Source organism: Gordonia sp. 852002-51296_SCH5728562-b (genome assembly GCF_001665475.1).
Taxonomy (GTDB): Bacteria; Actinomycetota; Actinomycetes; order Mycobacteriales; family Mycobacteriaceae; genus Gordonia; species Gordonia sputi.
The window spans coordinates 1-14,893 of record NZ_LZMI01000063.1; the positions used below are offsets into that span (position 1 = coordinate 1).

The 14,893-nt window shown below is 65.1% G+C and carries 12 protein-coding genes, 1 pseudogene and 1 riboswitch; of the genes and pseudogenes, 8 read left to right on the top strand and 5 right to left on the bottom strand.

What is annotated here, in order from left to right; all coding sequences use genetic code 11:
• Positions 1-102: 102 nt before the first annotated feature.
• Positions 103-216, bottom strand: a riboswitch (SAM riboswitch).
• Between the two features lie 166 nt (positions 217-382).
• Complete coding sequence (locus A5766_RS11700; protein ID WP_064904811.1) at positions 383-1,483, top strand: isochorismate synthase; 1,101 nt, start codon at positions 383-385, stop codon at positions 1,481-1,483.
• Positions 1,484-2,036: 553 nt separating this feature from the next.
• Here A5766_RS11700 and A5766_RS11705 read toward each other — a convergent pair.
• Positions 2,037-3,333 (bottom strand): annotated as a pseudogene (locus A5766_RS11705) (aspartate aminotransferase family protein).
• 85 nt (positions 3,334-3,418) lie between these two features.
• Here A5766_RS11705 and A5766_RS11710 point away from each other — a divergent pair.
• Entirely contained in the window at positions 3,419-4,357 is a 939-nt protein-coding gene (locus A5766_RS11710) for a GntR family transcriptional regulator (RefSeq protein WP_005207568.1), read from the top strand.
• Here A5766_RS11710 and A5766_RS11715 read toward each other — a convergent pair.
• A complete protein-coding gene (locus A5766_RS11715; RefSeq protein WP_064904858.1) occupies positions 4,342-5,541 on the bottom strand; it encodes an O-succinylhomoserine sulfhydrylase in 1,200 nt (399 codons plus the stop codon). The two genes, A5766_RS11710 and A5766_RS11715, sit on opposite strands and share 16 nt — an antisense overlap.
• Complete coding sequence (locus A5766_RS11720) at positions 5,538-5,951, bottom strand: rhodanese-like domain-containing protein (protein WP_005207570.1); 414 nt, start codon at positions 5,949-5,951, stop codon at positions 5,538-5,540. Before A5766_RS11720 ends, A5766_RS11715 begins: the two co-directional genes overlap by 4 nt.
• Positions 5,952-6,194: 243 nt before the next feature.
• Here A5766_RS11720 and A5766_RS11725 point away from each other — a divergent pair, with 243 nt between their 5' ends.
• A complete protein-coding gene (locus tag A5766_RS11725; protein WP_082965503.1) occupies positions 6,195-7,916 on the top strand; it encodes a vWA domain-containing protein in 1,722 nt (573 codons plus the stop codon).
• Between the two features lie 9 nt (positions 7,917-7,925).
• Positions 7,926-8,750, top strand: coding sequence for a hypothetical protein (locus A5766_RS11730; protein ID WP_064904816.1), 825 nt, complete (start codon positions 7,926-7,928; stop codon positions 8,748-8,750).
• Positions 8,751-8,759: 9 nt separating this feature from the next.
• Here the strand turns inward: A5766_RS11730 and A5766_RS11735 are convergent, their stop codons facing one another.
• Positions 8,760-9,623 carry a LysR family transcriptional regulator gene (locus A5766_RS11735; protein WP_005207574.1) on the bottom strand — a complete coding sequence of 288 codons (864 nt, stop codon included), beginning with the start codon at positions 9,621-9,623 and terminating at the stop codon, positions 8,760-8,762.
• Positions 9,624-9,765: 142 nt separating this feature from the next.
• Here A5766_RS11735 and A5766_RS11740 point away from each other — a divergent pair, with 142 nt between their 5' ends.
• Positions 9,766-10,680, top strand: coding sequence for a hypothetical protein (locus tag A5766_RS11740; RefSeq protein WP_005207575.1), 915 nt, complete (start codon positions 9,766-9,768; stop codon positions 10,678-10,680).
• 82 nt (positions 10,681-10,762) lie between these two features.
• Positions 10,763-11,629, top strand: a complete 867-nt coding sequence (locus A5766_RS11745) for a 3-hydroxyacyl-CoA dehydrogenase family protein (RefSeq protein WP_005207576.1) — start codon at positions 10,763-10,765, stop codon at positions 11,627-11,629.
• 23 nt (positions 11,630-11,652) lie between these two features.
• On the opposite strand, the gene A5766_RS11750 is transcribed toward A5766_RS11745, so the two are convergent.
• The gene (locus A5766_RS11750; RefSeq protein WP_005207577.1) at positions 11,653-12,153 is read right to left on the bottom strand and encodes an Rv0361 family membrane protein; all 501 of its coding nucleotides are present in this window, start codon (positions 12,151-12,153) and stop codon (positions 11,653-11,655) included.
• A 114-nt stretch (positions 12,154-12,267) separates the two neighbouring features.
• On the opposite strand from A5766_RS11750, the gene A5766_RS11755 reads away from it, so the two are divergent.
• Positions 12,268-13,308 (top strand): ABC transporter substrate-binding protein, encoded by a 1,041-nt coding sequence (locus A5766_RS11755; RefSeq protein ID WP_005207578.1) that lies wholly within the window; start codon positions 12,268-12,270, stop codon positions 13,306-13,308.
• Between the two features lie 148 nt (positions 13,309-13,456).
• A complete protein-coding gene (locus A5766_RS11760) occupies positions 13,457-14,848 on the top strand; it encodes an FAD-dependent oxidoreductase (RefSeq protein ID WP_005207579.1) in 1,392 nt (463 codons plus the stop codon).
• The last annotated feature ends 45 nt before the right edge of the window (positions 14,849-14,893 follow it).

Sequence of the window (14,893 nt, forward strand, 5' to 3'; positions counted from 1 at the left end):
AGTGGGGCGATAGTCGGGCTCTGCGCAGTCGAAATAGCCTTGACCTGTGAGAAATCGGTGTGCGAACGGGTGACGACAGCAGTCATCGAATAGTCTCCTTGGAATCCACGCTTGCCGTACCCACCCTGGGCACGGCCAGGTCGTCACCCGGAGCACCCCACCGCGGAGGAGGGTTGCCGACCAGCTAGCCGGGGCTTGTCGCTGGCACTCATGACCTGTTCCCAGGATCACCGACACGACGCTGAGCTGTCAACTTTCGCTCAGCGTGGACGAAAGGCGGCCGAGGGCGCGATCACCGAGCGTGTTAGTGACCCAGATTCTGTGCGCCAGCCTGATCGGCCTGTACGCGGTTGCACTTCCACGCAACCGGTAGCGTGAATCCATGCCAGCTTCGGAGGTATTCGTCCTGTCCAGGCCGCACGGCACGGTTCGTGCGCGCGGCGCATCAGCGGGATTCACCGATGCCACCGAGGCCGCCGAGGCGTTGCGTTCCGGGCGCATCGGCGCCATCACGGGGGCGATCGGGTTCACCTCGGCCGACGACGCCGCGCTGCTGGTTCCCGAGACCATCACGCACAGCGGTTCTGCGATCATGGGGAAAGCACCCGAACCCGCCCACGCCGAGCACGTCACGCTGATTCCCGACGCCGCGACGCATCGGGACCGGGTCGCACGTGCCATCGACGAGATCGACGCGGGGGCGTTGTCGAAGGTCGTGCTCGCCCGCGCCGTCGAATTCGACGTCGAACCGCCCGTCGACCCGGATCGACTTCTCGAGGCACTGGCGTACGGAAACGCCGAGCACTCTGCGTTTCTCGTCGACCTCAGCGTCGACGAGCACACCGACCCGCGAGCCCGATGGCTCCTCGGAGCGAGCCCAGAAGTGTTGCTGCGCAAGCAAGGTCTGGAGGTGACGTGCCGTCCCTATGCCGGATCGGCGGCGCGATCAGCAGACCCCGACGTCGATCACGCCGCCGGGCGCGCGCTGCTGGCTTCGACGAAGGACCGGGCCGAGCACGCATTCGTCGTCGAGCATCTTCGTGATGCGCTCGAGCCGATCTGTCGCGAACTCGACGTGTCCGATCAGCCGTCGCTCGTCTCGACCGGCGAGATGTGGCATCTGGCGACACCGATTCGCGGTGTGCTGACCGACCCGACGATCACCGCCCTCGACCTCGCGCTGTTGTTGAGCCCGACCCCTGCAGTGTGTGGAACACCGGGAGATGTTGCAGCACAATTCATCTCGACCCACGAGGAGCGTCGTGGATTCTACGCTGGCGCCGTCGGATGGTCGGGCGCCGCCGGCGACGGCGAGTGGATGGTGACGATCCGTTCGCTCGAACTGTCCGACGACCGTCACCACGTCCGCACCTGGGCGGGCGGCGGCATCGTCGCCGGGTCGGAGCCGCAGGCGGAGCTCGACGAGACGTCGGCGAAGCTCGCGACCGTCCTGCGGGCGCTGGGCGTCGCCGAGCTCGGTTGACGCCGAGGCCGTGGGCGTTGTGCCCGGCCGACGCCCGCGCGGAAAGTAGGGGAAGGATCGTTTCCCCGAGATCCTGAGCCTTCCCCCGGTTGCAAAGCGGGGAAAGGCACACAAGTCGCGGAAAAATCCCTTCCCCTAGAACCTGCACGACCGCCCAGCGTCGAAGCGCTCGGATCACGTCGACGCCGCAGCCCCACGCCCAGACGCCTCCACACCCGCGCGGAAAGTAGGGGAAGGATTGTTTCCCCGGGTTCCTGAGCCTTCCCCCGGCTACAACGCGAGCAAACGCACACGAGCCGAGGAAGAATCCCTTCCCCTTAGATTCTGCACGTCGGCCCGGCGCCCAACCACCAGCTCGGCAGCCGGCCCCACGCCCGACGCCGAAACTAGGGGAAAGATCGTTTCCCCGGGTTCCTGAGCCTTCCCCCGGTTGCAACGCGGGGAAAGGCACAAAAGCCGAGGAAGAGTCCCTTCCCCTAGATTCTGCGCGGCGGGGCCCAACGGGTCAGTCCGACAGCCCGGCGGCCCAGCGCCCGGGCGAAAACCGCAGCCCTCAGAGCGACGCCGCGAGCGAGTCGGTCAGGATGTCGAGGCCGTGGTGCAGTTCGTCGTCGCTGATCGTCAGCGGCGGGGCGATGCGGAAGATGCCGCCCATGCCCGGGAGCTGAACGATGTTCATGTGCAGTCCGCGCTCGAGGCAGGCGGCAGTCACCTTGGCGCCCAACGCATCCGCGGGTGTGCGCGACGCCTTGTCGGTCACGAGCTCGACGCCCTGCAGCAGCCCGCGGCCGCGGACGTCGCCGACCACCTCGACGTCGTCGCGCAGCCCGATCAGCCTCTCGCGCAGAACATCTCCGAGCTTGGCGGCACGCTCGACGAGTCCCTCCCGTTCGATCACGTCGAGCACCGTGAGGGCGACGGTCGCGGCGAGCGGGTCGGATGCGTGCGTGGTGTAGAAGAGGAATCCTCGCTCCGCGCAACGGTCTTCGATCTCTGCGCTCGTCACAACGGCCGCGACGGGTAGGCCTGCGCCGAGAGTCTTCGACAGCGTGAGAATGTCCGGAGCAACCCCGTCGCGCTCGAATGCGTACATCGTGCCGGTGCGGCCGAGCCCGGTCTGCGCCTCGTCGAGGATCAACAACATGCCGCGGTCGTCGCACATCTGTCGCAACCGCGCGAGATAGCCCTCGGGCAGTTCGATGATGCCACCCGACGACAAGATCGGTTCGACGATGCACGCGGCGAGCGAGCCGTTCGACTGCGTGTCGACGGCCGCGAATCCGTACCTCCAGTTCGGCTTCCCAGTCGTAGGACCCGTCGGCGTTGCGGAACGGCGATCGGTAGGCGTTCGGAGTGGGAAGCGTGAAGTTGCCGGGCAGCGTGGGGCCGTAGCCGCGTCGACCCGCCGAGAACGTGGCGGCCGCTGCGCCAGAAGTCATTCCGTGCCACGACCGGTCGAACGAGACGATCTCGTAGCGTCCCGTGGCGAGCTTGGCCATCTTGATCGCCGCCTCGTTGGACTCGGCCCCCGTGGTCAACAGCACTGTGCGCGTGAGGTTGTCGGGCAGCGTCGTCGACAGCCGTGAAGCAAAGTCGACGACGGGCCTGCTGAGCATGCCGCTGAACAAATGGTCAAGCGTGGCAACCGAATTCGATACCGCTTCGACGATCGCGGGGTGCGAATGGCCCAGCACGGCGCTCATCTGACCCGACGTGAAGTCGAGGATGGCGTTGCCGTCGGAGTCGTAGACGTACGACCCCGAGGCGCGCTCGATGATGCGCGGTGTGAACGCGGGAATGTAGCGGGTCAGGTGTCGCTGGGCGGCATCCCAGAAGGCGTCGTCTGTCATGGTCGTCCTCAAGATCGGTCGTGCGGATCATCCAACTATGGCATAGTCAGTTAGGACATTCATCTTTCAGGAGCACACGACCCCGATGGGACCTCAGCCGCCGATCAGCGTCAGCGAGCACTCTGACATGCCCATTTACCGGCAGATCGTCACGCAGTTGACCTTCATGATCGAGATGGGACAACTCGGCGCCGGCGACCGCCTACCCGGTTCCCGGATGCTCGCCGACAACCTCGGCATCAACCGGAACACCGTCGCGCGGGCCTACGGCGACCTGCGCGCGGCCGGACTGGTGGAATCGCGGGGCCGCGGCGGGATGGTCGTGCTTGCCGCGACGTCGACGCAGCCGCGGTCCGAAGCACGCGATACCGCTCGCGAGACACTGCAACGCGCGGTCGACGAGTGCCTCCAGCTCGGACTCTCCCCCGCCGAGATCGGTGAGCTCGCACTGAATCTCGCTGTCACGCAGTCCGATTCACCTCGCGTGTACTTCGTCGAGTGCAACGACGACCGCGCCGACTACTTCGCTGACGAACTCACCGAGAAGCTCGGCATTCGGGTCACCCCTCTCGTACTCGACCACTTCGACCCCGACGCCATCCCTGCCGACCTGGTGCTCACCACGTTCTTCCATCTCGCGCAGGTTCGCGAGCTGCTGAATGATCGTGCCGAGGTGGTGGCCATCGTCGTCGCACCGCACATCCGCACACTCATGCAGATCGCCGACGTCCCGCCCGAACAGAAGGTCGGACTCTGGTACAACACCGCCGAACAGGCTGCGAGCGTAAGGGATTCACTGTCAGCCGCGGGCATCACAGACGTCACGATGCTCGACGGAACGTCCGACGACGAGCTCGCAGGACTCGACGTCGTCGTGATCCCCAGCGAGACAGCAGAACTCGCCGACAGACTGGCTCAGCGGGTACGCGTCATCGAGTTCGGCAACGTCCTCGACGACGCGTCGGTGCGCATGGTTCGGGAGGTACTGCGCGACCTACGTTCGGCGAGTCAGCCGAGCGCCTGATCCAGATCGCCGAGCAGGTCGTCGACGCCCTCGAGCCCCACCGAGAGCCGCACCACCGCATCGCTGAGTCCGATCGCCGCCCGACCGTCGGGGCCCATCGCGCGATGCGTCGTCGTGGCGGGGTGGGTAATGAGCGACTTGGAGTCGCCGAGATTGTTCGAGATGTCGATGACCTGCAACGCGTTGAGCAGCTCGAACGCACGCTTCTTGCCGTCGACGCCGTCGCGGTCGTTGAGTTCGAACGTCACGACGGTGCCGCCGCCCGACATCTGCTTGGTTGCGAGGTCGTACTGCGGATGCGAGGTGATGAACGGGTACTTGGTCCACCGCACACGCGGGTCGGCCTCGAGGAACTCGGCGATCCGCAACGCCGACGCCACCGACGCGTCGACGCGCAGGCGCATGGTCTCGAGTCCCTTGAGCAGTGTCCACGCGTTGAACGGACTCAGCGCGGGACCGGTGTGACGCATCAGGGTTTGCACGGGACCGTCGATGAATTCCTTGGTGCCCAACACCGCACCACCCATCACGCGGCCCTGGCCGTCGATGTGCTTGGTACCCGAGTAAACGATCACGTCGGCGCCGAGGTCGAACCCGCGTTGCAGCAGCGGTGTGGCGAAAACGTTGTCCAACACCACTTTTGCGCCCGCAGCATGAGCAAGCTCAGACACCTTGGCGACGTCGACGAGCGTCTGCATCGGATTCGACGGCGTCTCGAAGAACACGGCGTCGGTAGGCGTCGACAGCGCCTGCTCCCACTGGTCGAGATCCTCCCCGTCGACGAAAACCGTTTCAACGCCCCAGCGCGGCAGGATCTCGTTGCACACGACGAAGCACGAACCGAACAGGCTGCGGGCCGCGACGAGCCGATCGCCCGCCTTCAGCAGCGCGCCGAGCGCCACGAATACCGCGGCCATACCGCTCGCCGTCGCGAAACATGCCTCGGCACCGTCGAGTAGGCGTAGGCGCTCCTCGAACATGGCCGTCGTCGGATTTCCGTAGCGGGAGTAGACGAATCGCTCGTCCTCACCGGTGAATGCGCGCTCGGCCGCTTCTGCGGAGTCGTAGACGTAGCCACTGGTCAGGTAGAGCGCCTCGGAGGTCTCGAAGAAGCCGGAGCGAGCCAGGCCACCGCGGACGGCGAGGGTGTCGAAGGAAACACCTTCTGGCAGTTCGTGACTCACGACTGCCTCCACGGAAGATTCGACGCACGCCACCCGACGGCACCGCGGTGGTCGTTCTCGTCGAGCCCACCCTCGAATCCGTCGAGGACGTTGTACGCCTTGGTGATTCCCGCTGCGGTCGCGGCCTCGGCGGCTCCGATCGAGCGATGACCCGAGCGGCACAGGAAGATCACTTCGTTGTCGTCACGAATACCCGCATCGCGCAGTTCCGCGATGAATGCCTGGTTGGGCGATCCGTTGGGGAAGGTGTTCCACTCGACGAAGACGGCGTTCTTCTCGATGACTTCCAGGTCGGGAACGCCGACGAAGGCCCATTCCGCCGTGGTGCGACAGTCGACCAGAACCGTGTTGGGGTCGGTCTCCAGCCTCTCCCAGGCCTGCTGGGGAGTCAGATCGCCTGCATAGGTCATGCCCTGCACACCTTCCACTGTGGGGGAATCGTCGAATAGTCAGGGTACTCGCGCGCGAGGTGGGCGTGCCTCGCGCCCCGAGCGCTCTCACGCATCTCGGTGTCGGCCGTCCGCACCAATTCTTGTCGTCTGATCGAGCCAAATCCCCTACTCGCCCCGCCGATCGATTCGTCATCACCGCAGCTTGGGCTACTGTCCCGCGGTAGTTGGCCGCCGCTGGCAGGCCCGGCGGGAAGAGGGAGCATGCGTGGCACATGGGGCGTTCTGTTCCTATCTGTCGTCATGTGCGCGGCGGTCGCCGCGTGCAGCACGACGGGAACTCCGTCGAAGTCCGGAGACACGAGTTCCGGAGACACGAAGTCCGCGTCGTCCGCGTCGGTCGGCGAGATCTCGCCCACCGCACTGATCGTTGATGCGTCCGATTCAATGCTCACCTCAGACGCTCCGGGACCACGCATTGATGCGGCCAAGACGGCAGCGAACTCACTTGTCGACTCCCTGCCCAACGATTCACAGCTCGCCCTGATCGCGTACGGAACAGGCACAGGAACATCAGCGAGCGAGTACACCGCGGGTTGCCGCGACATCCGCACCCTCGTGCCGCTGGCAACCCTCGACAAGAACCGAGTGCACCAGGCCGTCGACTCCATTACTCCGCGGGGGTTCACGCCTATCGCGGCATCGCTCACCCAAGCTGCGACCACACTTCCCCCCACCGGACCAGCCGCCATCGTGCTCGTCTCGGACGGGGAGGACACATGCGGGCAACCGCCCTGCCCGGTAGCCCGTTCGTTGGTTGCTCAGCATCCCGACCTCCAGATCTCGACGATCGGTTTCAAGACATCAGGCGAGGCTTCGGATCAACTGCGTTGTGTCGCAGCGGCAGGAGGCGGATTGTTCGTCCAAGCCGCGAACGCAGCCCAGCTACAGGCTCGCCTCTTGGCAACGCAGAATCAGGCGGCGGCGTCGTCGGCGATCAACGGAGGATCGTTGCGCGGCATCGCGATCGGCAACGGCTTGCAAGAGATCCGACAGTCGCACTCCGACTTTCCGCTCGGCGGTCGACGCACCGGAAATCAGACCATCATCGTGTGGCAGGACTGCGAGTGGGTGTTCGACGCGACCGGCACGCTTGTCGAAATTCGGCCGCAAGGAAATGCCCGGACCATCGACGGCGTCCGCGTCGGCGGCACACTGAGCGAGGCCAAACACTTTTACGGCAATCCTGTTGCTACGTCGTCGAATTCAGACGGAACCCGGAACTCGACGTTTGTGGCCGAGCCGGACACCACAACCGGATACCGCATCACCTCACAGGGAGCCGACGACGCGTCGACCATCACGAGGATCGTCGTCTGTGGTTGTGCGCCACGCTCTTCCGCCACGTCGTCAGCGCCGGCAAGTGAGATCATCAGACCGTTCACCAAGTCCGGCAACACCACTCCCGGGTGGCTCAAGGACGCCAGGCACAACTCTGGTGGCTACTACGCCTGCACGATCAACCCCGTACCGGGTGCCGCCGAGGCTGGAATATCCTGGTGCTCGGGCTCTTCCGGTATGGATCAGGGCCTGTGCGCACCCTCATTCGACGGCCACAGCCTGCTCTGCGTGACAGATCCGTTCAGCACGACGGAATTCATCATCACTCCATCACAGCCGCCGGTAAGCGACCCCAAACCACCAGCGAATCACATCCCCTTCGGTCTCGAACTCGCCGACGGCACCCGCTGCGTCTACGTGGCGTCGCGCGGCGTCGCACCGGGCAACAGCGCGCGTCCGGATGCTGTCGCCACATACAACTGCGGCGACAATCCCCTGCGCCCCACGTCGTACGTCTTCTCGGACAAGAATTCCTATCCCCTGGCGCAGTCCTCCACCGGCTGGACCGCGAAAGTCGGTGGCGCCAGCGGCGAATCGCTCCGAGACGTGGCGATATCCAAGGTCATCTATGTCGGATTCGGATAAGGAGAACCCATGCGATCGGTAGCCTTGCTCGCCACGTCGCCGTGGCGTGCCCTGGTTGTCTCGGGCGTCGCCGCTCTCGTCCTGCTCACCACGTCGTGCGATAGACAGATCTCGGGAGATGCCAGCACGGGCACCGACACCCCAGCGGCCGCACCGAAGGCGTATGTCAATCCGTGCAATGGAGTCTCGGGCACCTGTGAGGTGGTGCGCAAGGTCGACGTCGACGGCGACGGCCAGACCGATGAGGTCGCGATCGCCTACGCGTCCGACTCACCAAGTCCCCAAGTGGCATTCGGAACTTCGCACGTCACCACTCTCGCGGCGATCAATGGCAACGTATTCCGCCTCACCGAGGACTTCAACGGCGTGCCGTACACGGCCCCCACCGAGATCTTTCGCGGCGCCTTCGCGATGAGTCGGGCGCAGGGCGCCGATATCGCCCTCCACCTCGCCATGGGCCAGGGAAACCCTGAGCAGTTCGCCGTGATCAGTTGGGATGGAAGCAAACTCGTTGCCCTTCCGCAGCCACCCGATCCCAATCAACAGGGTGCTCAGCGCACACCGGGCATCTGGTACCTCGGCTCGTCACACGGCAAACAGCAATTCGTCAAGTGCAAGCAGCCCGGCGAGATCGCTTTCGTCGATCTCAGCGCCGCAACCCGGGAGGGCATTCCCGTCCCCGGTGGCGGCAGGCGCGAGGAGAACTACTTCGTGTTCAGCGGAGATTCGTGGCAACCGAACGGCTCGACCAACACAGCAGACAACAGCTTCTCCTACAGTTGGAGCCCGCACTCCAACGGATTCGATTGCCCTGCGCTCGGTACGCCGAACTGACAGGAACATTCACTCCGCCGCAAGCGCCGCAACGACGGCGTCGAGGTCGTGGCCGTCGGCGCGCCGGATTGCCCACGTGTCCATGGGCATCGCGAGATCGGAGATGGGCAGAAGCGTGAACTCGCTGCGATCTATGGCGCGCATCGATTCCGTCCCTTCCGGAACCAAGGTGAATCGGTCACCGCCGCGGAGCATCAATGCCATGCCGGTGATGGTCGAGTAGCGGTGCGCCGCGTCGACGAGCACACCGAGATCGCGCAGGAGCCGCGTGCACGGCCCGTACCGCAGATCCCAGTGTCTCGGCCCGGATACCAGTGTCATTCCCCGCAGGTCAGCCGTCGTGATCGCGTCGACCCCCGCGAATCTCGACGCGTCGACGACGGCCACCACTCTCGACGTCGCGAGCAGCGTACCCACAAGGTCAGGATGGTGTTCGGGAAGATGCGAGATCGCGAGATCGATCTCGCCGCCGAGAAGTTGCTCCGGCATTTCCAGCGACGGCATCTGGGAGATGATCACCCGATGGGTCTCCTCCACCTGATCGGCGACCGCCGAGATACGTCGACGCTGCTCGTGTGTGAGCTCATCCGGCACGGCAAGACGCAGGTCCGTGTGGTGGGTCGCGCGCACGGCGGACGGTAGTGCGTCGAGATCTGCGACGACCCGCTCGGCAAGCGGAATCAGCGCCCTACCTGCATCGGTGAGCGCGGTGTGATGCGTCGACCTGTCGAAGAGGCGGACGCCGAGCTCGGACTCCAGTGCCTTGATCCGTTTACTCAGCGGAGGCGCGGACATGTGGAGCGACTCCGCAGCCCTGGTGAAGTTCAGCTCACGTGCCACGGCGAGGAAGAAACGCAGGTGCATGACATCCATGGAAATATCCAACACTCCAGATCGCGCTTGGTATTTCCGTTCAGGCAATACCGGAGCGTCCGAACTGGTCGTTCCCTTCCGGCCACAACGCTCCTAGCGTGGAGATAAACGAGCTCTGTTCGCCGGCGAATCGGGAGGCACCATGTTCGAGCATCTGTACGTTCTCAACGGCCGCAAGCACTCCATCCTGCGGGTCGACGCGACCGACGGCACCGTCGAGACCGTGACCGATCAGACGGGCTACCTGCCGGACGGGATCGTGACCACGCCCGACCGCATCTACTGGACGACGATGGGCAAGCCAACCCGCGTAGCAGTGACAGCCGGGACCTCCCCCGACGATGAATGGGATTTCAGCGCTCCGAACGGATCGGTGCGCAACTGCGCCCTCGACGGCTCCGGACAGACCCAGCTGGTTCCCGACGGCACCATCACCACCGGCAAGCAGCTCACCGCTGACTTCGACGCCGGCCTTCTCTACTTCTGCGACCGCGAGGGTACGACGGTCTATCGCGTTGCCACCGACGGCACCGGCCTGACCCCGCTGGTCCACAACACCCGAGACGACACCTGGACACAGGAATGCGTCGGAGTCGCGGCGGACCCGGTCGGCGGGTTCCTCTACTGGACGCAGAAGGGCCCGAGCAAGGGCGGACGCGGGAAGATCTTGCGCGCGGGCCTCGACCTCCCGGAGGGCGAAACCGCCTCCACCCGAACGGATATCGAAGTGCTGTGGCACGACCTGCCCGAACCGATCGACCTCCACCTCGACCTCGACACCAACACCGTCTTCTGGACGGATCGCGGAGCAGCGCCCGACGGCAACACGCTCAACCGGGCGGCGATACCCGACAAGGGTCACGCAGGCGCCACCCCGGAGATTCTCGCCCACGGCTTCGACGAGGCGATCGGCCTGGCCGTCGATACCGACGCCGGGTTGGTCTACGTCAGCGATCTCGGTGGCTCGATCCGGTCTGTCGAGATCGGTGGCGACCACGCCGTACGCGAGATCGTCCATCTGCCCGACTCGTCGTTCACGGGCATAGCCGGGCTCTGAGAACACCGGGCCCTAAAAACACCAGGGCTCCGAAGAAGCCAAATATCCACCCCCGCAATATCTCTCGAAAGAAGCACACGCGATGAGCAACTACGCGAAGTCACTCGACGACGTCGACGCACGGCCGGTGGCCGTCGTCGGGGCAGGCACCCTCGGGCGTCGAATCGCCCTTATGTTCTCCACTCGAGGCGGCGAGGTGCGGATCTTCGACCAGAGCGCCGACCAACGTGAGGCAGCCGCCCAGTACGTCGATGACACCATCGACGAGACGCTGAAGATCATCGGCAAAGGCGTTGCGGGAAAGGTGATCCCGGCATCAACCCTCGCTGATGCGGTTGCTGGCGCGTGGCTGGTCGTCGAGGCCGTGCCCGAGCGCCTCGACATCAAGATCCCGCTGTGGGGCGAGATCGACGCGGCCGCAGACGATGACGCGATCTTCGCGACCAACTCGTCGTCGTACGCATCGTCGACGATGATCGAGAACGTGCGGAACCCAGAACGCATGTGCAACATGCACTTCTACATGCCGCCGATGTCGAACGCCGTCGACCTCATGTCCGACGGCGAGACCGCCCGCGACGTCCTCGACTCGCTTCTCGTCGTGCTACCCGAGTTCGGCATCCACCCGTTCGAAGCACGCAGGGAGAGCACGGGATTCATCTTCAACCGCATCTGGGCGGCCATCAAGCGTGAGTCACTCGAAGTCGTCGCCGAGGGCGTGTCGACGCCACACGACATCGACGAGATGTTCAAGATCAACTGGCACATGCCAACCGGCCCGTTCGCCATGATGGACAGCGTGGGACTCGACGTCGTGCTCGACATCGAAAACCATTACGCCGCAGAGAATCCGAACCTGCCGACCGGTCCACGCGAACTGCTCGAGCGCTACGTCGACGACGGCAAGCTCGGCCGCAAGACCGGCGAGGGCTTCTACACCTACGAGTGACTGCTGCACCTACCAGTAAACCGTCAGCTCTTGCAGAGCTTCCACGTGCCGTCGTCCTTCACCACGACGACGCTCGTGGTCTGCTTGTCGTCGGGCGTCTTGTCGAAGTGCCAGTGCACGCGGGCCGTCGCGCGGTCGCCGTTGACCGTCACGTCGGTGATCTCCGGAATCACGATGCGGCCCTTCGACTCGACCGAGGTCCGGTTCTGACTCACGAACTCCTGCTCGGAGATGAATGAGCTCGACGACGTGTCGGCGGCACACGTCGACTGCTTGAACTTGCCGTAGTCGACGTTGTTGCGCGCGGTGTAGTTGTCGTTGATCGCGAACTGAACCTGACCGGAATCGCTTGCGCGTTCCTCCGCCGGACGCAGCATGTTGGACAACACGACGGCGAGAATCGCCACCACCACGATGACCAGCGCAATCCAGAAGGGCCACGCGTCTTTCCAGGTGCGTGGGCGCTGGTCGTCGGCGTCGAGGTCACTATCGGGGTTTTTGCTGTCGGATGCACCGCTGGCCATGCCAGGCAGTGTAGTTGTCGTCGAATCAGGCCCGCGCTACCCCCGATCCGGACATCTGCGGCACCACATCTCGTAAGGTGACCCTAAGAGCGCCACCTACGAGAGGACCACCCCGTGCCCCATTCACGACACGTCCGCCCACTGCTCGCCGTGTTCGCGACCATCGCGGCGTCGACTCTGGTTCTCGTCGGCTGCTCGGCCCCCGACGAGAACGGCGACGCTGCCAGGTCGTCGGCTCCGGCGGCCGAACCCGGCGCGCTGCCGGTCACCATCGAGCACAAATACGGTTCGACGACCATCTCCACCCAGCCCACTCGCGTCGCCGCGATGGGGGTCGGCGACGGCGATACGCTGCTGGCCCTCGGGATCACTCCGACAACGATCGCGCCGTTCGCCGATCCCACACAGCGCAGCGCCCCGTGGAATGCCGAACTCCTCGGCGACGCCAAGCCGGTGATCCTGCCCAACGTGTCGGCGGAGTTCGGTGCGCAGATCGCCAAAGCGCTCTCGACCAACCCGCAGCTGGTGACCGCGGTCGGCGCGGCACCCACCCGCGAGCAGTACGACACCCTGAGCAAGGCAGTGCCGACCATCGTGCGGCCCGCGCGATACCAGGATTGGCAGGTGCCGTGGGGCGTCCAGACCACCGAGATCGGTAAGGCCGTCGGACTTCCCGACGCGGCGTCGAAGAAGATCGCCGAGTCAAAGAAGCACGTCGCCGATCTGGTTGCCCAACATCCGGAGCTCAAGGGCAAGACGGGTGTCGTGGTCACCGGGTCGACGGACGGTGGTGTCTCCATCTACGGGCCGGGTGACGGGCGTGCGCAGATGCTCGCCGACTACGGACTCAGCTTCCCCGAGTCACTCAAACCGACGATCACCAGCGGCTTCTATGGTTCGATCTCGGCCGAGAGGCTCGACATGCTCGATGCGGCGGACGTGGTCGTCACAGTGGACTGGTCGGGCGCGAATGCCAAGCTCAAGGCCGATCCGACGTGGAACCGCCAGGCGTTCGTGACGCAGGGCCGAACCGTCTATCTCGATCAGCAGGTCGGAAGCGCGATGTCGGTGCCGACGGTTCTGACGGTCCCGTGGGTCGCCGACAAGGCCGTTGCGCCCATCGCCGAAGCGGCAAGTAAGCGTCCGACGAGTTAGCGAGACTACTGAGGTAACCCTCACAGATGATTTTGGTTAGCGGTGCCCAGCGCCTACCGTAGAGGGGATAAGCGTCGACGCTCCACCGCACTCCAGCGACATACCTGGCGCGTCGAGAAACCCCTGAGCACGAGGTAGACGACACTCTATGACTGATCAGAGCCGCCCGCTGCGGGTTGCCATCGTCGGAGCCGGCCCCGCCGGCATCTACGCCGCCGATGCCTTGATGAAGTCCGACACCGCCAAGGATCGCGGCGTCAGCATCGATCTGTACGAGCGCATGCCCGCGCCGTTCGGCCTGATCCGCTACGGCGTCGCCCCCGACCACCCGCGCATCAAGGGCATCATCACCGCGCTGCACAAGGTCCTCGACAAGCCGCAGGTCCGTCTGCTCGGCAACATCGACTACGGCACCGACATCACGCTCGACGAGCTCAAGTCGCACTACGACGCCGTGGTCTTCTCGACCGGCGCCACCGACGACCGCGCACTCGACATCCCCGGCATCGACCTCGACCGCAGCTACGGCGCGGCACAGTTCGTCGCCTGGTACGACGGACATCCCGACTTCCCGCGCGAGTGGCCGCTCGAGCAGGAGAAGGTCGCCGTCATCGGCGTCGGCAACGTCGCACTCGACGTCGCGCGCGTGCTGGCCAAGACCGGCGACGAACTGCTCCCCACCGAAATCCCCGCCAACGTCTACGAGGGCCTCAAGTCCAACAAGGCCATCGAGGTCCATGTGTTCGGACGCCGCGGCCCCGCACAGGCGAAGTTCACGCCGCTCGAGCTCAAGGAGCTCGACCACTCGCCCAACATCGAGGTCGTCGTCAGCCCCGAGGACATCGACTACGACGAGGGCTCGGCCGTCGCCCGTCGCGGTTCCAAGATCACCGACCAGGTCGCGACGATCATCGAGAACTACGCGATGCGTGAGCCCAAGGAAGGCGCGATCCACAAGCTCTTCCTGCACTTCTTCGAGAGCCCGATCGAGATCCTCGGCGAGAACGGCGAGGTCGTCGGCCTGCGCACCGAGCGCACCCAGCTCGACGGCACCGGCAACGTCAAGCCGACCGGCAAGCACACCGACTGGGACGTCACCGCGGTCTACCGCGCCGTCGGCTACCTGTCGGACAACCTGCCCCACATCCCGTTCGACTCGCAGGCAGGCGTCATCCCCAATGAGGCAGGACGCATCTACGACGACGGCTCCCACCTCACCGGCCTCTATGCAACCGGGTGGATCAAGCGTGGCCCGGTCGGCCTCATCGGTCACACCAAGGGCGACGCCAACGAGACCGTCGAGTGCATCATCGAAGACATGGGTAACGGCGCACTGCTCGACCCCGCCAACCCGTCGGAAGACGCGATCATCGAGCTGCTCGAGTCCAAGAACATCCCGTTCACCACGTGGGACGGCTGGTACCGCCTCGACGAGCACGAGCGCGCCCTCGGCGCCGCTGAGGGCCGCGAGCGCGTGAAGGTCGTCGAGCGCGAGGACATGATCGCCGCATCCGAACCGCACAAGGTTCAGAAGGCCTGACGCACAGCGCACCTGACACACGGCACAAAAGAACGCCGACCGGAT

Coding starts and splice junctions, on each gene's coding strand:
- A5766_RS11700 (WP_064904811.1), top strand. CDS start 383: ATGCCAGCTTCGGAGGTATTCGTCCTGTCCAGGCCGCACGGCACGGTT.
- A5766_RS11710 (WP_005207568.1), top strand. CDS start 3,419: ATGGGACCTCAGCCGCCGATCAGCGTCAGCGAGCACTCTGACATGCCC.
- A5766_RS11720 (WP_005207570.1), bottom strand. CDS start 5,951: ATGACCTATGCAGGCGATCTGACTCCCCAGCAGGCCTGGGAGAGGCTG.
- A5766_RS11725 (WP_082965503.1), top strand. CDS start 6,195: ATGCGTGGCACATGGGGCGTTCTGTTCCTATCTGTCGTCATGTGCGCG.
- A5766_RS11730 (WP_064904816.1), top strand. CDS start 7,926: ATGCGATCGGTAGCCTTGCTCGCCACGTCGCCGTGGCGTGCCCTGGTT.
- A5766_RS11735 (WP_005207574.1), bottom strand. CDS start 9,623: ATGGATGTCATGCACCTGCGTTTCTTCCTCGCCGTGGCACGTGAGCTG.
- A5766_RS11740 (WP_005207575.1), top strand. CDS start 9,766: ATGTTCGAGCATCTGTACGTTCTCAACGGCCGCAAGCACTCCATCCTG.
- A5766_RS11745 (WP_005207576.1), top strand. CDS start 10,763: ATGAGCAACTACGCGAAGTCACTCGACGACGTCGACGCACGGCCGGTG.
- A5766_RS11750 (WP_005207577.1), bottom strand. CDS start 12,153: ATGGCCAGCGGTGCATCCGACAGCAAAAACCCCGATAGTGACCTCGAC.
- A5766_RS11760 (WP_005207579.1), top strand. CDS start 13,457: ATGACTGATCAGAGCCGCCCGCTGCGGGTTGCCATCGTCGGAGCCGGC.